This window comes from Paenibacillus macerans, from assembly GCF_050565405.1.
In the GTDB taxonomy this organism is placed as follows: Bacteria; Bacillota; Bacilli; order Paenibacillales; family Paenibacillaceae; genus Fontibacillus; species Fontibacillus macerans_B.
Window position 1 is genome coordinate 62,942 of the sequence record NZ_JBNYYG010000002.1, and the last position, 22,998, is coordinate 85,939.

Sequence of the window (22,998 nt, forward strand, 5' to 3'; positions counted from 1 at the left end):
TAGGTTGGCAGCCGCTCAGGTAATCGACACGAGCCCGGTCAAAAACCCCGCCAACATGATGATAAAGGCAAGCAGCGATAAAATCCCTTTGACGACGCCTTTGGTTTTCGTCCGCGCAAACGTAATAAGAAACACGGATATTCCCATGATCAGCACGGCCGCGATCGACAACCACATCTTAGTCATTGCATCCATCGGTTGGTTCTCCTAATTTTTTTGGTTTGATATGATCCATATTATAGCATTTTGTCGCATTTGAGGCTACGCATCAACGCGAAAGGGGGCGCCATCAACCTAAATAAAGCCCTGCAGCATCATCGCCGCAGAGCTTATCGTCAGAAATCCCGCATTATTTCTTGATCATCAATTTCATCAAGGCTTCCATATTTGACGGATTCATGCCGCTTTTTTTCACGGCGCTAACGATTTCCGAAATCGTGCTTTCGCTGACGGGCACTTTCGCCATGGCCGACACTTGCTTGATCAGTTTCCGCAGTTCGGCTTCATTTTGCATCGTTGACGGTTTGACGGTGCTGGCCAGCTTTTTGACCGAACCTTCCGTGATCGATTTGCCCGTTTTTTTGTTGATGGCATTCAGGGCCTCTTTGGATATTTTGCTCACGCTATCGCCTCCTCCGCTGTCCTCTTCAACCAATGTATGAGGAGGCCAATGGAAAGGTGATTTCATCCCGCCAAAACGGGCTATAGAGGTTGTTCAAAAAATCGTCTTTTGATCACGAAGCAGGTCAAGATGTTGATTCGACATCGAATCTTGAATTCAGCCGGGCCTTCCGTTGCTCACGTAGGTTTGCCTACGCTCCGCTACTCATGCCCTAGCTTCATCCAACCTTCTCGGTGCTGAAAAGCCGCTTTTTTGAACCTCCATTTTAAGTGTGCCATTGTTCCCAGGTTTCCAGCGACATCACTTCCATCTCGGTTTTCCGGTCCCGACCCATCAAGGCTTCGACGGCGGTACGCGGGTCCAATCCCTCGAATAATACATGGTAAAGCTGTGCGGCGATCGGCATTTGAACCTGGTATTTCTCCGAAAACGTATGGGCCGCTTTGGTCGTGCGGATCCCCTCTACGACCATCCCCATCGAGCTCAGCACGGTTTCCAGCGGTTTGCCTTCTCCGAGCATATACCCGGCGCGCCAATTGCGGCTATGCCGGCTGGTCGCCGTAACGACCAGGTCGCCGATCCCCGCGAGGCCGGCGAACGTCAGCGGATTAGCCCCCATTTCTACGCCGATCCGGGTAATTTCCGCAAGGCCGCGCGTCAGCAGCGCCGCTTTGGCGTTGTCTCCGTAACCGAGGCCGTCGGACATTCCCGCGCCCAAAGCGATAATGTTCTTCAACGCGCCGGCCAATTCTACCCCAACCATATCGCGGTTGGTATATACCCGGAAGTATGGATTCATGAACAGGTCCTGGGCCAAATCGGCCTGGCTCTCCACCTGGGAAGCGACCACGACCGTCGTGGGGCAGCGTTTGACTACTTCCTCGGCATGGCTTGGGCCGGATAATACGACGATCCGCCCCTCCTCGCAACCCAGTTCCTCGGCGATGACCGTCGAAATCCGTTTCAGGCTTTCGATTTCAAACCCTTTGGTAGCATGCACGACCAGCATATCCTCGTGCCAATAAGGCTTCAAAGCGCGAGCCACATCGCGGACGGCCGACGACGGCGCGACCATAACGACCGCCTTGGCACCGGAGACGGCTGCTTCCAAATCGGTCGTTGCCGTCAAGCGAGGCGACAAGTCGACGCCGGGTAAAAACCGCTCATTCCGGTGCTTCGCGTTAATTTCTTCTTTCTGCGATTCATTACGTGTCCACAAGGCTACTTCCATGTTCTTGTCGGCGAGTACGCTGGCAAGTGCCGTCCCCCAACTCCCCGCCACCAGCACGGCAGCTTTATTAGACAACGCGATCTCCCCCTTTGGAACCCAGCTTGTTTTCCTTACCATGAACGATTTTCACGATATTCGTGCGATGTCTCCAAAAGGCGAAGACGCAGATAATCAGACTCGTCCAGAGATAAGGGCCAAATTCGCCGGAGATCGCCAAAAATATTGGAGTTAATAATACGAATAAGAGTGAACCGAGCGAAACATACCGGGTAAACACGATCGATAAGATCGCGATAATGCCGGCATATAACGCGGGGAAGAAGAAGAGCGTTGCCATCACGCCGATGGTCGTGGCAATCCCTTTCCCTCCGCGGAAGCGGAAATACAGCGGCCAGTTGTGGCCGATGATCGCGGCAATGCCGCAAAGCGCCGCCGTCCATTCAGCCCCGTCTCCCAGCCAGCGACCGATCCATACGGCCGCAATCCCTTTAAGCACATCCAACGCCAGGACCAGGATGGCCGGTCCTTTGCCGAGCACGCGCAGCGTGTTCGTCGCCCCCGCGTTCCCGCTGCCATGCTGGCGAATGTCGATCCCTTTCAACGCCTTCGCCAGCACCACGCTAAAACTAACGGAGCCGAGCAAATAACTAACGATTACAGCAATAACGGGTAAAATCACCTTATTCTCCCCTAACCTTCATCAGACTTACGCCGCGTGAACAGCCGAATCGGCGTTCCTTCAAAATCAAAAGCCGCCCTGATTTTGTTCTCCAAATACCGCTCGTAGGAGAAATGCATCAGCTCAGGATCGTTGACGAAGACCACGATCGTCGGCGGTTTAACCGCAACTTGCGTCACGTAATTGATCCGCAAGCGCCGCCCTTTGTCCGTAGGTGGAGGGTTGATGGCGATGGCGTCGGAGACGACGTCATTCAGCAGATGCGTCTGCACGCGTTTCGTATGCTGGTCCGCCACATGCTGCACGACCGGCAGCAGCTTATGTAGACGCTGCTTCGTTTTAGCCGACAGAAACACGACCGGCGCATAAGTCATAAACAAGAAGTGATCGCGGATTTTTTGCTCGAATTGATGCATCGTTTTATCGTCCTTCTCTACCACGTCCCATTTGTTGACGACAAAAACGGAGGCTTTCCCGGCCTCGTAAGCATATCCGGCGATATGCTTGTCCTGTTCGATGATGCCCTCTTCCCCATTGATCAGCACCAGCACCACATCTGCTCGTTCAATCGCCTTCATCGCGCGCATCACGCTATATTTTTCCGTTGTTTCATAAACTTTGCCGCGTTTGCGCATACCTGCGGTATCGATGAGGACGTAACGCTGTCCGTCCTTCTCGAAAGGAGTGTCGATGGCATCGCGCGTCGTTCCGGCGATATCGCTGACAATGACCCGTTCCTCGCCCAGGATCGCATTGACAAGCGAGGATTTGCCGACGTTCGGACGGCCGATCAAGGCGACGCGGATCACGTCCTCGTCATATTCGTCATCGGCCAGCTCCGGCAAATTGTCCGCGATCGCGTCGAGCAAATCGCCGATACCGGTGCCATGGCTGCCGGAGACGCCGATCGGTTCACCAAAGCCCAGGTTATAGAATTCATAAATGTTGTCGATCCGGCCGATGTTGTCCACCTTATTGACGGCAACGACGATCGGCTTTCCCGATCGATACAGCAGGGTGGCGACCTCTTCGTCCGACGAAGTTACCCCGGCTTTGGCATCGCACATAAAGACGATGACATCGGCCTCTTCGATGGCCAGCTCCGCTTGCATGCGGATCGACTTCAAAATCGGTTCCTCATCATCCAGCTCGATGCCCCCGGTGTCAATAATGCTGAACGGCTTGCCGTTCCATTCCGAGGCACCGTAAATCCGGTCTCGGGTGATCCCTGGCTTATCTTCTACAATCGCCAGCCGATCGCCAATGATGCGGTTAAATATCGTGGACTTGCCCACATTCGGCCGGCCGACGATCGCCACTACGGGCCTTGCCATAGACATACCTCCTAATTCTTAATGTTTCATATATATAATTTGGGCGGTTTTACTTCTCGGTACACCTCAATCATCATAGCAAAAAAACGTTTCCTTGGCTAACCCGTGCGCGGACCTCGGAATCGGCGAGGCAACAACAAAAACGGCGAACCCGCTTCTTCAGGGTCCGCCGATGTTCAAGCCTGCTAAAACCTGCTTATTTCAGTTTGCTGAGCTTGTCGCCGAAACGCTCGCCAAGCGTGATGCTGAGGCCTTGGTTGCTAAGCGACACGTTCGGGTTGTCGCCCAAATCTTCTTTTCTCACGCTGCTGCCTTTGGACGGTTTTTCGCTTTTCGGAGCCGGCGCCGGAGCTTCTTCGGTCTCCTTGATGCTAAGGCTAACCCGTTTTTCCGTCGGGTTGACGTCCAGAACCTTCACTTGTACCGTTTGGCCTTCTTTCAGCACTTCATGCGGAGTACCGATATGCTTATGCGAAATTTGAGAGATATGAACGAGTCCTTCCACGCCAGGGGCGATTTCCACGAATGCTCCGAAATTCACCAGACGCTTCACTTCGCCGCTGACGATATCCCCGGTATGGAATTGCTCGGCAGCGGAATCCCAAGGACCAGGCAAAGCCGCTTTGATACTAAGGCTGATTTTTCCTTTTTCCGGATCGACTTTGAGCACTTTCACTTTCACTTGATCGCCTTCCGACAGGACGTCTGCCGGCTTGTCGACATGGGACCAAGCGATCTCCGAGACGTGAACCAGTCCGTCCACGCCGCCTACGTCAACGAAAGCGCCGAATTGCGTCAAACGCTGAACCGTACCTTCCAGCACTTGACCTTCTTTCAGCTCGCCCATCACTTTCAGCTTGTTCGCCTCGAACTCTTCGTCGAGCACGTCTTTTTGCGAAAGGATGACTTTGTTGTTCTCGCGGTCGATTTCTTTGACTTTAACGCGAAGCGTGCGGCCTTTATAGTCGCTGAAGTCCTCCACGAAATGGCGCTCCACCATCGATGCCGGAATGAAACCGCGAACACCCACGTCGGCTACGATCCCGCCTTTTACGACGTCAGCCACCGTAACTTCGAACGTTTCTCCGCTTTCAAAGCGTTTTTCAAGCTCTTCCCAGGCATTTTCGCTGTCGATCGCGCGTTTGGAAAGCACGAGGCGTTCCTTCTCGTCGTCGATGCTGACCACTTTCGTTTCCACTTCCTGTCCAACCGCAACGGCGTCCGAAGCGTTGTCCAGATGAACCGAGGACAGCTCGCGAATAGGAATAACGCCGTCATATTTATATCCAATGCTTACGTAAGCTTGGTTATCCTCGATTTTGACGATCGTTCCTTTGACGGTGTCCCCTTTTTTCAAGGAAACGATTTGCTCCATCTCATCCTGGTTTGTTACTTCCGCAGCTTCCTGAACATTTTTTGTTTCTTCCGACATGTCAATAACCTCCTCAATTCAAAAACCCATTTATTTAAACCCGCTCTTAAGGTTGTTCAAAAAGCCGACTTCATGAACATCCGCTTAAAGCGAGGTTCAAAACTTACCTCTAAAATATAGCTTTCCAAATGCCCCCTGCCTTCATGCATACGCGATTTCGAAGTCGCAAGGAGTTACTTATTCTTCAGTTCGGCAATGCTGGCCATGATCTTCTCGGTCGCCAGTTCGGCCGCATTCGGGCCACCGCTTTCCTTGAATTCGGTCAGATCCACCGGAGGGCCATAAACCACACGCGTTTTTCCGAACAATTTATAATTGCCGATGATCGCTACCGGTATGACCGCGGCATCGCTTCGCAACGCAAATGTGGCTGCGCCTTTCTTGCCAATCGAACCGTCCTCGCCTTTCGATCGCGTGCCTTCGGGAAAAATGCCCATGACGTGACCGCTCCGAAGCAAGGTCAACGAAGTTTTGATCGATTCCTTGCTGACTCCGCCCCGTTTGACCGGAAAAGCGCCCAACTCTTTAATGAGCCAGCCGAAGCCGACGATATCGAACAGCTCTTTCTTGGCCATAAAATGCACTTTCCGTTTCAGCAAAATGCCGATCGTAGGAGGGTCGAAGACGCTGATGTGGTTGGAGCATAGCAACACGCCGCCTTCCGGCGGGATATGCTCCAGGCCGCTTGCCTTCAGGCGAAACAGCAGCTTGTAAAGAAATCGGAGCACACTGCGACAAAAATTGTAAATCATCTTTGGTCAACTCTCACTTCCATAGGTTCTGCACAAAGAGACGATATGATCGGCTACCTCATCCAAGGACATTTCCGTCGTATCGAGCAGCGTTGCGTCGTCCGCCTGACGAAGAGGCGATACTTCCCGTTCCTGGTCAAGACGATCGCGCTCTGCAATGGATCGCACAAGCTCTTCGAACGAAATATCGCGTTGTTCCTTCATTTCCTTGTATCGGCGGCGCGCCCGTTCTTCGACGCTTGCGGTCATGAACACTTTAACTTCAGCATCGGGCAAAACCGTGGTGCCGATATCGCGTCCATCCATCACAACGCCCTTGCGCAAAGCCATTTGCCGCTGCAGAGAGACAAGCCTGCCTCGCAGCCCCTCGATTTGCGCATATCGGGACACCTGGGCATTTACGGCTAGGGAACGGATCTCCTCCGTGACATCCTGACCGTTCACTCTGACCTCTTGCCCCTGATCGCCAGGTAATAATTCAATTTCCAGATCCGGTACGATTTGCATCACTTTGTCCACTTCGTCCGGTCCGATGCCCTTCTGCAGAAAATACCATGTTGCCGCCCGGTACATGGCCCCGGTGTCTACGTAGATATATGATAATCTACCGGCAACCATCCGGGCTATCGTACTTTTCCCCGCCCCAGCAGGACCGTCGATCGCAATGTTGATTTTGTCATGGGATGTAGACGCCTTGCTTGCCAAAGGGGTATTCCTCCTCAAAACACGTCCTCAAGAAAAAAGCAGGCATTGCCTGCGACGTGAAAATTATACCACAGATAGCAAAGGGATGCAAAAAAATCGCGATAAGTACGCCCTCCATAAGCTATAGCCGATTAATTGCGGTTCTCCCTATGGATCGGCATGCCTTCATACTTATCCGCCGAAGCGAGATACTGCCGCAGCGCCGGGATCCGCAATAAAGCCTGGAACAGAAACAGAGCGATCAGGAGGAATATCAGCGTCCGCTTCAGCCACTTCTCTGTCGCTCTGGAAAACTGTAGAAACAACGCCGTAAAGGCCTCATCGTCATTGGAGCGCCGCACCTTTCATCCCTCCTTGCCAATCATCGTGCTGCAAAGTATAGTTTATCCATTTTGGCGGGTCGGGAATCCTTGTTAAGGTATAGTTCAACGGTTTTTGAAATCAAACTGGCGTTCGAAGCAAAACCGGATCAGCTTCTGCCGCTCCAAATCGGAGATGCTGACGAATTTGAGCATAACCATCTTACGGCCGCTTTCCAGCTTTTTCGTGCGGACGACCTCGGCTTCGAAGGGCACGTGGTCGATCGAGCCGTTCTTGAAAGGAATCAGCAGCCAGCAGAACAGCAGGTCGCCTTGTACAAGATTGTATTCGCTGTTGCAGATGAAAGACACGCCGCCCCCGCCTACATCTTCCGTATAGGTAACGAATTGCGTATTACCCTTCATCTTGACGGCGATTTCCAGTTCGGCAACGACGCGCAAAAAATGACGCCGCTGGATTTTGGTGATCGTTTCCGGCTCGGGTTTCCGAATACGTACCAATTGGACGACATCATCGGCAAATCCCAGCACATATGTATTGAAATAGTTTTTCACTCCGGCATCACTCAAAAAGTAAACGGATAGCTCATCTCCGATGTACAACTTCTTGATGCGCCCGCTTCCGCTCTCGATCGGAACCTCGATCAGGAACGATTCTTCTTCCATGTCCGCGATCCGCGATTTACATTCCTTGTCCGCATCCGATTTCTCCGCCGATGCGACTTGGATGTATACGAGATCGTTCACTTTAGGAAACAAGTTCCCCACCGTCCTATTTTAAATAGTTGCTTACTACCTAAGTATAGCACGGCTCAAAGCATCGCGGCGCGAAAAAAAGGAACGTTCCGTCAATGGCGGAACGTTCCGTCAGGTTTGCGCTAACTAAGATTGCACGGCTTTCTGTTTATTGTTGCGGATTTCCTCCACGATTTCTTCGTTGCCGTTCTCCGCGTTAATATAGATCCGGTACTGGGAACCGTTGATTCCTCCGCCGAATTCGTAGGTCAATACCTTCTCCGACTGTTCATTTTCGATCCATGCCAGCCGGTGGTATTTCTCCTTGTACTCCGGATTCAAAAATTTGCGTGCTTGCTGCAGCGTCAGCTTGGGTTTATTGATCTTCTCCCGGTTTTCGCGCTCGTACACGTAATCGCTGGCTTGCAGCCCAGTAACCTGACCGTTGTCCAAAGCAACGCGAAGCGTGACTTTCTCGGGATAAATGAGTACATCCCCCTGTTTGCTGACATAAGTGAAATTGCCCTCATTATCGAATTCGTCATAGGAAACCGCGGCAAGCCCTTTGTATCCCTTGTCTTCCAAAAATTCGTCGGCGCGAGCTCTTGCGGTATTCGCATCCACGGCCTTGGGGCCGATCTCTCGGTTATAAGAATAGGAGATCAAATGTCCGCCGTTCCGTGTAAAATCAAGCGTCCAAGCTTCGCCGTTCCGTCCGTTCTTCACGTTTGCCGTATACGACGCCCATTCCGTCCCTTTACCGTTCTCGACGACCTGAATCGCGGCAACGTCCTGAATTCCGGTGAACTCCGCCGTCTTCTTCTTAATGTCCTGGACGGTGATCGGTTTTCCGCCAAGCTTTTTGACCGAACGTTTATTGTACATGCTGGAGATGGATGGACCCCAATCGAGTTCCGGATATTCGCCGACTTTTTTGTCCACGGTTTTGAAGCCGTCGATGATCGTATTGTCCCGCGGTTCCTTTTCGCTGGCCAGCGCCGTTTCTACGTCCATCCAGCGAAGCCGGTTGGCGATAACCTTGTTTTGCACCCCTTGCAAATCCTCGGAAATCTGCGCCGAACTCTTGTACAGTTCCTTCAAGTTTTTGAGTTCGCCGTCGTTTAGCGGCTGCTTGGTCAAATCACGAACCGCGGTCTGGTAAGAGAACTTCGCGATCCTCGACAGGAACTCCTCGGTTTTATTAAAAGGCAACAGCGTTAACGGAAGCTGATTGATTTCATTTTGCGCTTCGCTCGTAATGCGCCAAACGTTAACCAGTCCTTTGCGCTGCGCTCCGGTGGAAGCCGAATTTACCGCAAGGGTATTGCCCAATTCCGTGTGCAGTTTGTCAACATGGTAGGACAAATCGTGAAAAGCCCGTTGATACTGGTTTTCCGCTTTGATCAGGATTGAATTTTTCTCTTGGTTCTCCTGATAACCCCACACCAGAGCACCGATTAACAGAACCGCCGTCACCGGGAATAATATCGCACTTAAACGTTTATACATTGGGCTTATACTCTCTCCCTTCTTCAACTAAGTTGGCATTAGTGTGACATGAAGGAAGGAACTTTATGCATAAGAATAGGTAGTTCAAAAAAGTCATCTTTGGATCACGAAGCATATGAACGGAAGCGAATTCGGCATCGAATCTTGAATTCAGCCGGGACTTCCGTTGCTCGCGTAGATCTGTCTACGCTCCGCTACTCACCCCCTAGCTTCATCCAACCTTCTCGGTGCTCCAAACCTAACTTTTTGAACCTTCATTGAAACGGTAGTTCAAAAAAGTCATCTTTGGATCACGAAGCATATGAACGGAAGCGAATTCGGCATCGAATCTTGAATTCAGCCGGGACTTCCGTTGCTCGCGTAGATCTGTCTACGCTCCGCTACTCACCCCCTAGCTTCATCCAACCTTCTCGGTGCTCCAAACCTAACTTTTTGAACCTTCATTGAAACGGTAGTTCAAAAAAGTCATCTTTGGATCACGAAGCCGCTTATTTTAATGAAGCGCTTCTTCTTCGATTTCAAATTCGTGCTGGTTGTTGCATAGGCATTGCTTAAACCCGGTTTCAATATGCCCGCGTTCTTTTTTGCCCCGCAACACAAACCGTTCCCCGCAGGATTTGCAGGTGATCTTGACTTTAACGCGCACGAAAAAGGCACCCCTTTCCAGTTTCGCGGCTGCCGTACTGCAGCCATGAAAATCACTAGAATCAGGATGCCCTATTCGGATGCGAATTAATCTTGCCCTTTCGCCCCCGTCAATCGGAACGGCGAACGATCGTTGGCCCGGTACATCTTGCCGATCCCTCCGTACCACAGGAAGGCCATCAGCGGAACGATGAACCAGATCCAGTATTGGGTCGTGTTGTTTAAGATCCAATCGTAGACCCCGTGCCAGAATAACGGAAACAACAGCGAAAACAACAAGAACTTCCGGCTTCGCCAACCGGTTGAAAACTTGGCCCGGCCCAGATAATAGCCCATCATGACGCCAAACATCGCATGCCCGGAAACGGGGAGCAAAGCCCGCATCAGCAAGGTGCCGATGGAGGCATGGCTGGCAAAAGCGTAAAGGACATTCTCTACCGTGGCAAATCCTAGCGAAACCGCCGCTGCATACAAAATACCGTCATACGGTTCGTCAAACTCCGTGTGATTGTATATCATATGAAACAGCACAAACCATTTCAGCACTTCCTCCACGCCAGCCGATATGCCGAATGCCGTTATCAGCGGCCCTTCGCCTAACCAAAGCGTCAATCCGCGTTGAATAATCATCACGGGCAGCACAATCAGGAAGCCCAGCAGAAACACCTTAAAGACCATATGCAGCGGTTCGGAATCATACTTGTCCTTGAGATAAAAATAGGTTAACAGAGCAATACCGGGAGCTACCGCTGCACTTGCAATCGAGAAAAAGAGCAACGGTTATCCCCCCTTATCACCGCTCGCTGTTCCTTGTCTCTCATATCGAATCAAAACCATGCCTTCTTCCGAGACGAAAATCAATCCTGGCGTTTGAAATGAATGCAAATCGTATCCACCGCATTCTCGGCCATGACCAAATTCCCATACTCTTCCAGCATCGCTGTAGTTACCGAAGTTGCTTCGCCAAACTCAGCCAATACCGCAATCAAAGCAGGGTGTTTCCCCTCCTCCAATTCTTCCGGTTCCAGCTGAAGAACCCATTTCCCATTATATTTATACAATCTTCCGGCATGTTGAAGCATGGGTTGAAGGACGTGCGCCGCTTCGATCAGATTCTCGAAATCGTCAAACGAATACAGGATCGTATCCGTTTGTTCCAGCGTCACTTCCATCTCATATACCTCTTCCGGCAGTTCATCCTCATATGGCGATCCGATCCCGTGATGATGGTGATCGTATTTACCGCGCGTTACGATGACGACCATTCCTTGAGCAGGAAGGGCGAACACTTCCACAGCCAGAGGTCCGGTGGCGTCAAAGCCCACTTCATTATAAGCCTGGTCCATCATTTCGGTGAACAGGTCGTGGACTTTGGGAATTTCCTGCCACATGTCCTCTTTCTGAATACCGCGTTCGCTTAAATCGTCAAACGTGAGGAAAATCCGTATCTTATCCTGGCCAAGTCTTTCTATCTTCATACAGGATCCTCCTCTCTCTATGCCGTGTGATAACAGATTATGAAACCTGTCGTAATGTGTGCTGGAAATGGTTCTTTGTAAGTATGTTATCATTTATTTTCCCTAAATGCACGTAATAAAATAGACAAAAAAGAATCATTTTCAGTCACCCTGCAAGGGGGCAGAAAATGATTCTATAAATGGTATTCTATTACAATCCAGGTATAGCCGTATTCGTTTCTTTCAGGATGGCTTCAACTTCGCGCCGCACATCCGCATTGCCTTTGATAAAATCCGTCAGTTGCTTCAAATTGTATTCCTTCGAATGATTCGAATGGGTCTGAGATACCGGACTGGGATACACCTGGGCGTCTGCCCCTGTAGCCTTTGCCGCTGCCGAGGATGAAGTGTGCTCCGTCTTCAACGCTTCGGAAATATCCCCGTCTTTGCCTTCATGGCGCGTTGAGGTCAATCCGGCGAATTTCAATGCCGTGCCTGCCCCGTTCATCGCCGACATAATCCCTTGCTTGCGGCGCGAAGCCCAGATCGCCGCAAAGGCCCCCACCAACACTCCGCCTAAAAATGAGGAAGATTTCACCCAAAAAACCTCCTTAGATATGTTAAAATCGACTATAGTGTTCGCGTTTTGCAACAAACTCATGCGGCATAAATACAGGAAAGCGAGATGACCCCGTTGCTCCACAAGAAACTCCTGCTCACAGCCGCCGCTTGTCTTATTCTTAGCTCATGCGGCCAATCCGATTCAACTTCCGACCCAGCCAATGCCAACCCAACGGCTCCAAACCAGACGGAGGCTAACATCAACGTCGACGATTCCGGCGAAGCTTCTCAAGGCAACGCAGGAACAGGAGCAAATACAACCGGAAGCAATGCGCAGCAAGCCCCTGGGAATGCGGCGACGAGCGGCAGCACAACGCTCACCGGAGAAGATCTCCCCGCTCCGGAACCGGAACCGCAGCTGCTGTACCATATCAACAAAGCGTACAATGTCGTCCCCAACGATGAAGCCGCCGACAAAAAAGTCGTCCTGCTCACGTTCGACGACGGGCCGAAAGAAAAGAAAATGATCGACGGACTTATCGACACCTTGGACAAACATGAGGCCAAGGCGATCTTTTTCGTGAACGGCTACCGGGTTAAGGAACACCCCGAATTACTTCAACTGATCGCGGACCGCGGACAAATCCTCGGCAACCACAGCTGGGATCACATCGATCTGAAGAAAGAATCGGCCGAAAGCATGCGCAAGCAAATCGAAGACGTACAGGCGATCGTCAAGGAGACCACCGGGGAAGCCCCGCGTTTCTTCCGCCCGCCGTTCGGTTCCGGAAACGATACGACCCATCAAATCGCCGACGAAAACGGTTTGATCTATATGACCTGGTCCAACGGTTCCCTGGATTGGGACAGCAAAAACAAAAACAAACCGGAGGCCGTTATCGCCAACGTCCTCGAGCAACTGCATGCCGGCAGCAATATATTGATGCATGAGCTTCCCTGGACCGTGGAGGCCCTCGACGAACTGCTGACCAAGCTGGAGGAGAAGGGGTACGGCTTTGTCGATCCGCGCAGCATCGGCCCGGCTCCGGCGGTCGCCGGAAACGGGACATCGAAGTAAGCGGAGGATTCGCCTTACGTTCGCTGCGCAAAGAAAACCGTCGGGACGATGTCCCGACGGTTTTCTTATAATCCATGGTTCTTGCCCCAAGGCGAATCGCTTACGCCCCACCATAACAGATAAATTAAAATGATCACGAAAATATACAGGAGCGAGTTATAGAACCATCTAGTCATTTTGAGTCTTTGCGACGGAAATAGCTCTTTGCGCGTAGGGAGAGTATCGAGTTCATCTTCCGTTCCTGCGCTAGCTAACAGGTCCATGGCAAGCAGCGGGGAGCTTAAGCCTTCGTCCGGCTTCGGCTCAGCTAAGCTTTCCGGCAGTCCGCTTTCCCGGCCCGATGGGATCGAAGGGGTTCGCACCGGTTCCTTCAGTTTGGCCAAAGCCGCGACGGCGGCAGATTCATAAGTTTTCTCCGGCTGGCTCGCCGGCTTCTTCTGAACCTTTTGTACCGAAGAGGCTTGTGTATGATTGCCGGTATTGAGGTTTCGAGGTATGAGCAGCCTAACCAGCGTCTCGTCGCCGATAGGAGCCTTCTCCCTTCCCCTTAATTGCGGCGATGCGGAACCACCCGGATACGGCTCAGGCTCTTCCGTCATCTCCTTTCGCGGCATTACGTCCGGGGCGGCAAGCTTGCCCCCAGCCGAAACGGCGCCGTCGCGGGGCTCCGTGTCTGGCATGGGCTGCACCTGCGTATCCCCGGTTGATGACCCGTGGTTTATTTGTTTGATTCTGTTGCGGTGACCGTACCGGTCCAATCGGCTTAAGTGTTCCTTCATGACTCCCTCCGAAATTTAATCACGAGTCCCGATACCAAGTCGATCAGGAAGTGACACAGGATCGGCGCCCAAAGCGTTCCCGTCTGGATATAAATAAAACCAAGTCCGTAGCTGCTTGCGAACACCCATCCGGTGGGAATCCAGTGCCGAAGGTAGCGGACATGGATCGCCGCAAAGATGATGCTCGTCCAGTAAGGCCCGATTCCATGCTGAATCGCTCCCCGAAAAAGGAGTTCCTCGCAAACCGCCACGATCGCCGAAATGACGACGATATGCCATATCGGGCGCCCTTGGAACAACAGCGCATTAATGCCTCCATCATCCATGCTATCTTCCGAAATGAAACGGGAAAGCAGCATATCCGCCCCGAACATAACCGCCGCCAAACCTGCTCCCCAATACAGAAAATCGATTTGCTCCGGCAGATCGAACAGATTCAGCGGATTTCTTTTCTGAAAAAACAGGATAACCAAACCGATAAATAAAGTAAGTCCCTGCGTCAAATATAAATTGATAAGCAGTAAACGATCATTAAGCTGACCGGGGTCGACTTTTTGGATTTTCACATCGCGAAATTTGAATTTTTTCATAGTTTTTGTCAAACCCTGTCCTTTATTATTATTCTATCTCAAGTAAATCAAAATGGTAAGGAGCATCATTATGATCCGTAAAAGCAAATTCGAAATGTTGTTTGTACTAGGCTTCCTCCTCATGTTGATTATCGCGTTCGGCACCTTTTTTCTCGGACTGAATATCGGCATCGAGAAAACCGAAGCGAAATATGCATATCTAAAAGTTGATCCGCCGGAGAAGGAAACATCCGCTTCCTATCAGCAACAAGATTTGGTCACGTTTTATTACGTCGTGTTCCAACCTTATCAGCAGTTCAAGGAGGACTATCTCGCCTTGATTGAAGAGATGTCGCGCAGCGATTCGAAATCCGAGTCCAACGACGCGCTGAAGCAAATCAGGGAGAAGGCCGGCTCGCATTACGAACAAATCGCCGCTCAATCCATTACCGCCTCCTCGCCCCTGCTGAAAGAGGCCCAAACCGATTATATAAAAAGCCTGAAACTGTTCGGGGAGAGCATCGATGAAGCCAAAGCCAAGGCAGGAAGCAAAAAAGGAGCCGACCTGGCGACGGCCTTGTCGCAAAACGAATTTACCGAAAACGCCAAAAACTACGCCTTGCAGGCACAAAAAAAATACTTCTCCTCCATCCTCAAATGGACGGCGAAAACCAACAGTGGCATCCCGGCCGAATTTACTTTTCAGGATAACCTCGGCATCAAGGAATGGTCCGGCTATTCGCTTGCCGTCAAGAATAAGGCGGTCACCGATTTGATGGTGAAAGACAACATATATGTAACCTATCTGCCGCAGGATCTTACCGCCAAAATCGATCAGATGATCGAAAGCGGCAAAGCCGAGGTACTCCAGCTTAATTCAGTCGCTTCCATTGTAAAAGTTCTCACAGAAACGGAAGCTGTCAAAAATAAGGAATTTACCAAATGGAAATCGACCTATTATGGCTCCGAGTCCCTGCCCGAGCTGCCGTTTTTCATGGAAAACTAACGAAGAAAAAAAGGGCGGTTTCCACGCCAGGACAAGACCATTTTCGACATTAGTAAAATCATAACCAAAATCAGGGGCGGATTCAAGCGCGCCACGATGTACCCGAGATCGCTCGGGCTTCCGTCTTCATCCGCAGGTTTGGTGTTGACACCTTGCCAAGACCGTGTTACATTATGAAAAATTACATCTGATGAAACACGTCGAAGGAAAAAAGCGTTCGGAAAGTTTCCAGAGAGCCGGTGGTGCTGCAAACCGGTAGCGGAACGATCGCTTTAGCGCTCCTGAGTTACTGCGTTGAACCCACAGTAGGCGCAGTCGGTGAACTCCGTTATCGTTCTGTCAGCAATGACAACTGAGGCTGCTTCTGCGAAGGCGCAGCGAATTAGGGTGGTACCACGAACAACTCTCGTCCCTTACTACGGAAGTAGTATGCGGATCGGGGGTTTTTTTGTTGCCTTCCGCCCCATGACGTGACGGAAGGAATCGTGATTTCGCTGCCCCGGTTCACCTTTGCCCTTTTGTGCAGTATAACGGTAACGAGACAAAGCGACATAGTCAGAATCATCGTAAGCTGATGTTTCCGAAGAGGTTTTGCATGCAGAACTTCAAGGAAGCCTTGCTATAAACAAACTTTTAGGAGGGTCAAAAATCATGTTTAAAGTGTTAGTATCGGATCCGATCAGCGATCTGGGGATTCAGCAGCTGATGGACGCAGCCGACGTTGAGGTCGATAAGAAACCGGGTCTCAGCGAAGACGAGTTGGTGCAGATCATTCCGCAGTACGACGGTCTCTTGGTCCGCAGCCAAACGAAAGTAACCGAAAAGATCATGGAAGCCGCGACCCGCTTGAAAGTTATCGGCCGCGCCGGCGTGGGGGTCGACAATATCAACCTGGAGGCCGCCACCAAACGCGGAATCATCGTTATCAACGCCCCGGACGGTAATACGATCACGACTTGCGAGCATGCGTTTGCGATGATGATGGCGCTGGCCCGCCATATTCCCCAAGCCTATGCAAAAACGATCAATGGCGAATGGGACCGCAAATTCCTCGGCGTCGAGCTGCGCAACAAAACGCTGGGCGTGCTCGGCATGGGCCGGATCGGCAGTGAAGTAGCCAAGCGGGCCAAGGCGTTCGGCATGGACATTCTCGGATACGACCCGTTCCTGACCGAAGACCGGGCCGAAAAGCTGGGCGTGAAGCTGGCCAGCGTGGACGACATCGTCAGAAACGCCGATTTCATTACCGTTCATACGCCGCTCACGCCGGAAACGAAGCATATGATCGCCCGCCCGCAATTCGAAGTGATGAAAAAAGGGATGCGTATCATCAACTGCGCCCGCGGCGGCGTAGTGGACGAAATGGCGTTGGTTGAAGCGATCGGCCAAGGAATCGTTGCGGGAGCTGCCTTCGACGTGTTCGAGAAGGAACCGCCGGAAGTGGATCATCCTTTCTTGAATCATCCGAAGATCATCGTGACCCCGCATTTGGGCGCATCCACCGTGGAAGCCCAGGAGAACGTGGCCATCGACGTTTCCGAGCAAGTACTGCATATCCTGCGCAACGAACCGTTCAAGAATGCCGTGAACATGCCTCCGGTGGCGCCTAGCGTCATGAACAAGCTGCAACCTTACTTCGAGCTTGGCGAGAAAATCGGGGTATTCCTGTCCCAACTGAATAATCAGGCCGTGAAGGAAATCCATGTCGATTATGCCGGCGATCTCGCGGAAGTGGATACGCAGCCGCTGACGCGTTATATCATCAAAGGGGTGCTGTCCCGCCATTTTGGCGCTGACGTCAATATCGTCAATTCGATGCACCTGGCCAAGGTCCGCGACATTAACGTCGTCGTCTCGCAAGCTTCGGCAACGAAGGGTTTCACCAACTTGATCACCGTGTCCCTCAAGACGCAGGACGGTGCCGAACGCCGCATTGCCGGCACGCTGCTGAACGGATACGGCGCACGGATCGTGCAGATCGACAAATTCCCGGTGGACGTAGCGCCGGAAGGACATCTGATCTTCGTTTCGCATAACGACAAGCCGGGGATTATCGGAAGCGTCGGCACCCTGCTCGGCAAAAACGACGTCAACATCGCCTCCATGCAGGTGGGACGGAAGCTGGTCGGCGGTGAAGCGATCATGGTGCTGACCGTGGACAAAGCCGTACCGAAGGAAGTGCTGGATGAGCTGACGAAACTTCCTGAGCTGAATAAAGCTTTGCAAATCATTTTTGCCTAATCAAACGACCCCCATCATAAAGGGCTGCCCGATCAGGCCCGGCCATGCGCCGGTCCGGTCGGGCAGCCCTTTTGCACGGTGCTTTCGGCTCCGGAGCAATGTTCCACGATGAACAAGATTAATCTGCGGCATTCAACAAAAAAACATCCTTCTTGCGAAGGATGTTTGTACTTTATACCGATTATTGCCCCTTTTCGACAGGGAGAACAAGATGAAAGGCAGCGCCTTTACCGATCTCGCTTTCAACCCTGATCGTTCCTTGATGAGCGTCGACAATGTTCTTGACGATCGAAAGCCCCAGTCCCGTGCCGCCGGTTTCGCCGCGCACGCGGGCTTTATCGGCTTTATAGAACCGCTCGAAGACAAAGCTCAGGTCGTCGCTTGGAATGCCGACGCCGCTATCCTCAATCGAGGCGTGAAGCTCAGTTCCCTGGGCGCCTTGCTCGATTCCTGCTTTCACCTTGACTTCCCCGCCTTCCGGCGTATGCCGGAACGCATTATCCAGCAGATTGGTCAGCACCTGCTCCAGCCGATCTTCATCGGCTGTTAGCTTAAGGGGACCTTCTCCCAGCTCCAGCTTGAGTTCGACGCCGTTCTCTTTGGCCCGCACCAGGAACTTGCGATACACCCGCTCGGCCAGATCGCGAAAATCGAGTTCGCGCATGGCCATATCCGTGTGCCCTGCTTCCATGCGGGCGAGGTCCAGCAGATCGCGCACGAGCCGGCCCATCCGCAGCGACTCATCGTATATGACCTGGGCAAGTTCCGCGCTTTCCTCCGGCGAGGAGGCCATCCCGTCCAGCAGTGCTTCGCTATACCCTTGCATCATCGACAGCGGGGTACGGATTTCATGCGAGACGTTGGCCACGAAATCGCGGCGCATTTTCTCGAGGCGGACCTCTTCGGTCACGTCGCGCAGCACGGCAACCGCTCCGCGAATTTCTCCGTCCGAGGAGAGCGGTGCCATATGCACGGACCACACGCCTTTCATGACGTGCACGTTCATCTTCTGATCGCCCACTTGGTCCAGCACGCCCCGGAACATCGGCAGCAGCGGCTGCGGAACGAATTTCCCCTCGCTGCCGTCAGCGCCCTGCTCCTCGGCCTCTTGTTCCGGCAGATCCGCCCACATTTGCAGAATGAGATCGCCCGGCGGGTTGGTCAAAATGACGTACCCTTCCCGATCCAGCGTAATCACCGCATCGTTCATGCTGCGCAGGACGCTGGATAGATGCTCCTTCTCGTGCTTCAGGCTGCGGATCGTATTCTCCAGCTCCTCGGCCATGTGGTTAAACGTGATCGCCAGTTCGCCGATCTCGTCGCTGGTGCGCAGCGACAGACGCGTATCGTATTTTCCCTTCCGCACCGAATCCGTGGCTTTGATCAGTTGCTGCATCGGCTGCGTGATCTTGGTGAACAAAAACAACGCGAAGAAGGTGGTCAGAGAAAATCCGATCATGGAGACGATCACGAATAATCGCTTGACCGCCCCCGAATTCGTGAAATTCGTATCGATATACGGCAGCAGGAATAAACCCATCAGCATCAGGACGCAGGCCACCAGGCATATGATCGTAATCCACAGCTTACCGACGAGCGTTCTCCAGAAGTTCACGTTACTTCGAAACCTCCAGCTTATAGCCCACGCCCCAAACGGTCGTGATCATCGCCGCCGATTCCGGGGATACCTTGTTCAGCTTCTCGCGCAGCCGCTTCACATGGGTATCCACCGTCCGCAAATCGCCGAAAAACTCGTAATTCCATACGTCTTTGAGCAGTTCCTCACGAGAGAACACTTTATCCGGAGACACCGCCAAATAATGCAAAAGCTCATATTCCTTCGGGGTCAAGCTGACCTCCTGACCGCTTGCCGTCACCCGGTGGGCATCATGCTCGATAACGAGATGAGGGAATACGATGTTGTTGCTGGTGCCGCTTTCTTTGGTCAAATAGGCTGTTGCCGAAGCACGGCGCATAATCGCTTTCACCCGGTAAATGACTTCCCGTGGGCTAAACGGCTTGACGACGTAATCGTCGGCCCCGACCTCAAAGCCTTGAACGCGGTTAATTTCCTCGCCCTTTGCCGTCAGCATCAGAACCGGGGTGGCTTTGACTTGTCTTAACCGGTTACAGACCTCGACGCCGTCGATGCCCGGCAGCATGACGTCGAGCAATATCAACCCGTAGTCGCCGGCCGTCGCTTTTTTCAAAGCGGTTTCCCCGTCTTCGGCTTCATCGATTTCGTAACCCTCTTTTTCCAAGTACATTTTCAGCAGCCGGCGGATCCGCTCCTCATCATCGACTACCAGAATGCGGTTTGCTTGATCTGACATTAACAACAACCCCTTCATCATCTTACCCAAACACTTGAGCAGTCCATATGTTTTGTGGCTTTTAATCGGTACCCGCATAGGAGTGCAAACCGGCAATAATCAAGTTCACCCCTACGAGCGTAAACATCACTACCAGAAACCCCAATACGGCAAGCCACGAGGCCTGGCGGCCCTGAAATCCCCGCGATAAGCGAAGATGAAGATAAGCACTGTAGAACAGCCAGGTAATCAATGCCCAAACCTCTTTCGGATCCCAGCCCCAGAATCTGCCCCACGCCTGCTGCGCCCAAATCATGGCAAACACCAACGCGCCCAGCGTAAAAATCGGGAAGCCGATGGCAATGGCCCGGTAGCTGATCTCGTCCAAATCGTCCGGATCAATCCCCTTTAATGCCGGTGCCAGCGCTTCGCCCAGCCGTTTGCGAAGGATGAGCCGGAGCAGCAAATATAACACAATACCTGTTAGTATTGCCCAAATCACCGTATTCAGTTTACGGCCGGCATTCTCCCCGTTCATCCAGGACGGCACCTCGAATAGAGGCTTCGACATTCCCAAAAACGGCGTGGCCTGTTGGAGCTCGCTTTGATGCGGTCCCACGATTGGCGGGAGTTTATAAACTTCTTTATCCTCTATTGTACTATCTTGCTCTACTTGGCTGTCAATCGTTGTCTGATTTTGTACGAATACCGCTTCATATCCGGCTGCCCGGAATGCGAAAACGGAAACAATGAAGCCCACTACTATAATAATAGAAAAAAGCGTAAATTCAACCCATCTTTTTTGCTTGAGGGCCGATTTGTCGGAACCGCCGAAGTCCACGGAGCGCAGCAGGTACATCAGCCCGGCGATAAAACCGACGGCGAAGAAGGATTCTCCGGTCGCCGCGAGCGTGACGTGAATGTACAGCCAGATCGAGCGGAGCGAAGGAATGAGCGGCTGTACATCCTGCGGAAATACGGCGGCATAAGCCATAATGATGATCGCTAAAGGGAGCGCAAACATCCCTAGCAAAATTTTTCGATAGATTAAAAAAACGATGGTGAAGGCGATCATGATCATCATCGATAAAAACGTCATGAACTCGTACATGTTGCTGACCGGCACGTGCCCGCTGTAGGCCCAGCGGGTACCGCAATACACCAGATGCGACAGCAATCCGAGCGACGACGTGGCGAACGAGATGCGCCCCCACTTCCGTTCATGCCGCCGAGGATCGCGGTTTCTCCACGTTTTTCCGGTTACGGCGACGACATAAAAGATAAAGGCCGCGCAATAAAGCAAAAAAGCGATCATAAATGCGGATCTGCTGATCTCCAAAAAATTCATGGACGTTTCCCCCTGTTTTCCAATGACTTCTCATCCGCTTCCACGCCCATCGCTTGCAGGAACGCGGAAACCTCGCGGCGCATCCCGAACCAGTTCTTCGTCGTATGTCCGCCCAGCGTCAGCTTGCCTGCGTCGACGCGCAGCCATATTCGGCGATGCTGCCAGTAAAATCCCAGAATCAACCCAAGCATCACGATGCCAAGCCCCAGCCAAACGAACGGCATGGCCCGGTCGACGCGGATGTTCAAATAACTGGACGCTTCAATAAAGTCCACGTCCTCCATCCCGAGCACATCGAGATTGAGCTTCTTTTGCAAGCCGCCCAGCTGTTGATTAATGGCATCCTGCTGGAAGCGGTCCTTATCGATCTGTTTGGGGAAATAAAGGTACTGCATCCCCTCTTCGGGCAAGTCGGGTCCTTTGACCAGGAACAAAAAGGCAGGCGCGTTGGGTTCCCCGGAAATGGAGACCGGCTGCCCCTGGTCGTTCAAAGCAAAATCCATGTATTTATTTTGCAGCGAGAGCGTATACGGTCCCGCCTTGAACTCGCGCTGCGGATTCTCCATGTCCAGCTTGAATTTCCCGTAAGCTTCGCCGGTTACTGCATCGACCAGCGCGGGCTGCACCGAGCGCAGTTTCGGCGTCAAGTCGAAGTCGAACTGATAGGCCATAAGCCCTTTATAGCTGAGGGGATCATTGACCCGGATCGCGTGGCGCTGCACCTCTTTCAGCTGCGGTTCTTTGGAAGGATCATCGCAATCCGCGGTGCATTCGTACAGCACGGCTTTGGTCTCATAGAGCTTCGGAACCACCTTGCCGGTGCCCTTAAAATCGTCGGACATCTCATCCTCGCCGTAATACTCCACCGTAAACTTCTCGTTCTTCAAATAAAGGTCCGTATCCGGGATCCGCGTGGTCTCCCCTTCCGGAAACCAATAATGTTTGTCCATATGCAGCCCCGGTAAACCGCGGAACAGGACGGCCAACAGGAAAATGATCAGCCCGATGTGGATGACGTAAGGCCCCCAGCGGCTGAATCGCTGCTTCTCGGCCAACAAGGAATCGCCGTCCGTATGCACGCGGTAATGTTTCTTGCGGAGCGGTTCTACCGCCCGCCGCACCCACGACTCTCCGTCCTCGCCGATGTCGCCTTGATAGACGACTTTTTGCCGGATCAGAAACTCCGGATGCTTGCGCACCTTTTGTTTTGAAAGCGCTTTGTATAAAGGCAGCACCCGGTCCAGGCTGCAAATAACCAAAGAGGCGCCGATCATGACCAGCAGCAGGACGAACCACCACGATTCGTAAGTATGGGACAAGCCGAGCCTGTAATAGATTTCGCCCAGGGTCCCGTACTTTTCCCGATAAAACGTCGATGGGTCGAAGTTGATAAAATTGCTCTCCTGCTCAAAGACCGTACCGAACATGGCCCCGATCAACGTAAAAATAATCAGGTAGATGGCAACCTTGACCGAGGAGAAAAAATTCCAAACCCGGTCGATCACGTTCGGATTGGCTCGTTGGGACCGCCGGGCGGCACCATCATACCTCATTTCCAGCAGTTCGCCGGTATTTTCGCTCTCCAGCAGCGGTTTCCCGCAGGCTTCGCACAACACGGTGCCTACCCGGTTCTGGTGGCCGCATTCGCATTTCGTATTTTCGATCAACGTATGTCTCCTCCTT

General features: G+C 52.3%; 24 protein-coding genes and 1 other annotated feature. Of the genes, 3 read left to right on the top strand and 21 right to left on the bottom strand.

From position 1 onward, the window contains the following. Window positions 1-15: 15 nt before the first annotated feature. The 15 genes from ACQ4N8_RS02125 to ACQ4N8_RS02195 form a co-directional block, all read right to left on the bottom strand. Window positions 16-195 carry a DUF2768 family protein gene (locus ACQ4N8_RS02125; RefSeq protein WP_430702663.1) on the bottom strand — a complete coding sequence of 60 codons (180 nt, stop codon included), beginning with the start codon at window positions 193-195 and terminating at the stop codon, window positions 16-18. A gap of 154 nt (window positions 196-349) precedes the next feature. Further along, window positions 350-622, bottom strand: a complete 273-nt coding sequence (locus tag ACQ4N8_RS02130; RefSeq protein WP_430702664.1) for a stage VI sporulation protein F — start codon at window positions 620-622, stop codon at window positions 350-352. 265 nt (window positions 623-887) lie between these two features. Then, the gene (locus ACQ4N8_RS02135; protein ID WP_430702665.1) at window positions 888-1,928 is read right to left on the bottom strand and encodes an NAD(P)H-dependent glycerol-3-phosphate dehydrogenase; all 1,041 of its coding nucleotides are present in this window, start codon (window positions 1,926-1,928) and stop codon (window positions 888-890) included. Then, complete coding sequence (gene plsY, locus ACQ4N8_RS02140) at window positions 1,921-2,532, bottom strand: glycerol-3-phosphate 1-O-acyltransferase PlsY (RefSeq protein WP_430702666.1); 612 nt, start codon at window positions 2,530-2,532, stop codon at window positions 1,921-1,923. The genes ACQ4N8_RS02135 and plsY overlap by 8 nt, the downstream gene beginning before the upstream one ends. Before the next feature lie 11 nt (window positions 2,533-2,543). Further along, entirely contained in the window at window positions 2,544-3,866 is a 1,323-nt protein-coding gene (gene der, locus ACQ4N8_RS02145) for a ribosome biogenesis GTPase Der (protein ID WP_430702667.1), read from the bottom strand. 196 nt (window positions 3,867-4,062) lie between these two features. Continuing rightward, on the bottom strand, window positions 4,063-5,298 hold the full coding sequence (gene rpsA / locus ACQ4N8_RS02150; protein WP_430702668.1) for a 30S ribosomal protein S1: 1,236 nt from the start codon (window positions 5,296-5,298) through the stop codon (window positions 4,063-4,065). A 173-nt stretch (window positions 5,299-5,471) separates the two neighbouring features. Continuing rightward, a complete protein-coding gene (locus ACQ4N8_RS02155) occupies window positions 5,472-6,050 on the bottom strand; it encodes a lysophospholipid acyltransferase family protein (RefSeq protein WP_430702669.1) in 579 nt (192 codons plus the stop codon). A gap of 6 nt (window positions 6,051-6,056) precedes the next feature. Beyond that, on the bottom strand, window positions 6,057-6,755 hold the full coding sequence (cmk, locus tag ACQ4N8_RS02160) for a (d)CMP kinase (RefSeq protein WP_430702670.1): 699 nt from the start codon (window positions 6,753-6,755) through the stop codon (window positions 6,057-6,059). 131 nt (window positions 6,756-6,886) lie between these two features. Further along, window positions 6,887-7,096 (bottom strand): hypothetical protein, encoded by a 210-nt coding sequence (locus ACQ4N8_RS02165; RefSeq protein ID WP_430702671.1) that lies wholly within the window; start codon window positions 7,094-7,096, stop codon window positions 6,887-6,889. A gap of 84 nt (window positions 7,097-7,180) precedes the next feature. Continuing rightward, the gene (locus tag ACQ4N8_RS02170) at window positions 7,181-7,834 is read right to left on the bottom strand and encodes a flagellar brake protein (protein ID WP_430702672.1); all 654 of its coding nucleotides are present in this window, start codon (window positions 7,832-7,834) and stop codon (window positions 7,181-7,183) included. 123 nt (window positions 7,835-7,957) lie between these two features. Next, window positions 7,958-9,319 (bottom strand): germination protein YpeB, encoded by a 1,362-nt coding sequence (gene ypeB / locus ACQ4N8_RS02175; protein ID WP_430702673.1) that lies wholly within the window; start codon window positions 9,317-9,319, stop codon window positions 7,958-7,960. 493 nt (window positions 9,320-9,812) lie between these two features. Beyond that, window positions 9,813-9,965, bottom strand: a complete 153-nt coding sequence (locus ACQ4N8_RS02180) for a hypothetical protein (RefSeq protein WP_430702674.1) — start codon at window positions 9,963-9,965, stop codon at window positions 9,813-9,815. Between the two features lie 86 nt (window positions 9,966-10,051). Next, window positions 10,052-10,741, bottom strand: coding sequence for a glutamic-type intramembrane protease PrsW (prsW, locus tag ACQ4N8_RS02185; protein WP_430702675.1), 690 nt, complete (start codon window positions 10,739-10,741; stop codon window positions 10,052-10,054). A gap of 80 nt (window positions 10,742-10,821) precedes the next feature. After that, the gene (locus ACQ4N8_RS02190) at window positions 10,822-11,442 is read right to left on the bottom strand and encodes a genetic competence negative regulator (protein WP_430702676.1); all 621 of its coding nucleotides are present in this window, start codon (window positions 11,440-11,442) and stop codon (window positions 10,822-10,824) included. A gap of 190 nt (window positions 11,443-11,632) precedes the next feature. Beyond that, on the bottom strand, window positions 11,633-12,019 hold the full coding sequence (locus ACQ4N8_RS02195) for a hypothetical protein (RefSeq protein WP_430702677.1): 387 nt from the start codon (window positions 12,017-12,019) through the stop codon (window positions 11,633-11,635). Between the two features lie 87 nt (window positions 12,020-12,106). Between ACQ4N8_RS02195 and ACQ4N8_RS02200 the strand changes: the two genes are divergently transcribed. Further along, window positions 12,107-13,060, top strand: a complete 954-nt coding sequence (locus tag ACQ4N8_RS02200) for a polysaccharide deacetylase family protein (RefSeq protein WP_430702678.1) — start codon at window positions 12,107-12,109, stop codon at window positions 13,058-13,060. A gap of 65 nt (window positions 13,061-13,125) precedes the next feature. On the opposite strand, the gene ACQ4N8_RS02205 is transcribed toward ACQ4N8_RS02200, so the two are convergent. Both ACQ4N8_RS02205 and ACQ4N8_RS02210 read right to left on the bottom strand, forming a co-directional pair. Further along, entirely contained in the window at window positions 13,126-13,839 is a 714-nt protein-coding gene (locus ACQ4N8_RS02205) for a hypothetical protein (RefSeq protein ID WP_430702679.1), read from the bottom strand. Beyond that, entirely contained in the window at window positions 13,836-14,429 is a 594-nt protein-coding gene (locus ACQ4N8_RS02210) for a CPBP family intramembrane glutamic endopeptidase (RefSeq protein WP_430702680.1), read from the bottom strand. The genes ACQ4N8_RS02205 and ACQ4N8_RS02210 overlap by 4 nt, the downstream gene beginning before the upstream one ends. Window positions 14,430-14,499: 70 nt before the next feature. Between ACQ4N8_RS02210 and ACQ4N8_RS02215 the strand changes: the two genes are divergently transcribed. Together ACQ4N8_RS02215 and serA are read left to right on the top strand one after the other, a co-directional pair. Continuing rightward, on the top strand, window positions 14,500-15,414 hold the full coding sequence (locus ACQ4N8_RS02215) for a hypothetical protein (RefSeq protein ID WP_430702681.1): 915 nt from the start codon (window positions 14,500-14,502) through the stop codon (window positions 15,412-15,414). 191 nt (window positions 15,415-15,605) lie between these two features. Next, window positions 15,606-15,831, top strand: a binding site (T-box leader). 234 nt (window positions 15,832-16,065) lie between these two features. Then, window positions 16,066-17,655 carry a phosphoglycerate dehydrogenase gene (serA, locus tag ACQ4N8_RS02220; RefSeq protein WP_430702682.1) on the top strand — a complete coding sequence of 530 codons (1,590 nt, stop codon included), beginning with the start codon at window positions 16,066-16,068 and terminating at the stop codon, window positions 17,653-17,655. 181 nt (window positions 17,656-17,836) lie between these two features. Here the strand turns inward: serA and ACQ4N8_RS02225 are convergent, their stop codons facing one another. The 4 genes from ACQ4N8_RS02225 to resB form a co-directional block, all read right to left on the bottom strand. After that, window positions 17,837-19,270 (bottom strand): HAMP domain-containing sensor histidine kinase, encoded by a 1,434-nt coding sequence (locus ACQ4N8_RS02225; protein WP_430702683.1) that lies wholly within the window; start codon window positions 19,268-19,270, stop codon window positions 17,837-17,839. A gap of 1 nt (window position 19,271) precedes the next feature. Next, window positions 19,272-19,988 (bottom strand): response regulator transcription factor, encoded by a 717-nt coding sequence (locus ACQ4N8_RS02230; RefSeq protein ID WP_430702684.1) that lies wholly within the window; start codon window positions 19,986-19,988, stop codon window positions 19,272-19,274. A gap of 61 nt (window positions 19,989-20,049) precedes the next feature. After that, entirely contained in the window at window positions 20,050-21,315 is a 1,266-nt protein-coding gene (ccsA, locus tag ACQ4N8_RS02235; protein ID WP_430702685.1) for a cytochrome c biogenesis protein CcsA, read from the bottom strand. Further along, window positions 21,312-22,982: a cytochrome c biogenesis protein ResB gene (gene resB / locus ACQ4N8_RS02240; protein WP_430702686.1), complete on the bottom strand. Its 1,671-nt coding sequence runs from the start codon at window positions 22,980-22,982 to the stop codon at window positions 21,312-21,314. The genes ccsA and resB overlap by 4 nt, the downstream gene beginning before the upstream one ends. Window positions 22,983-22,998: the final 16 nt, after the last annotated feature.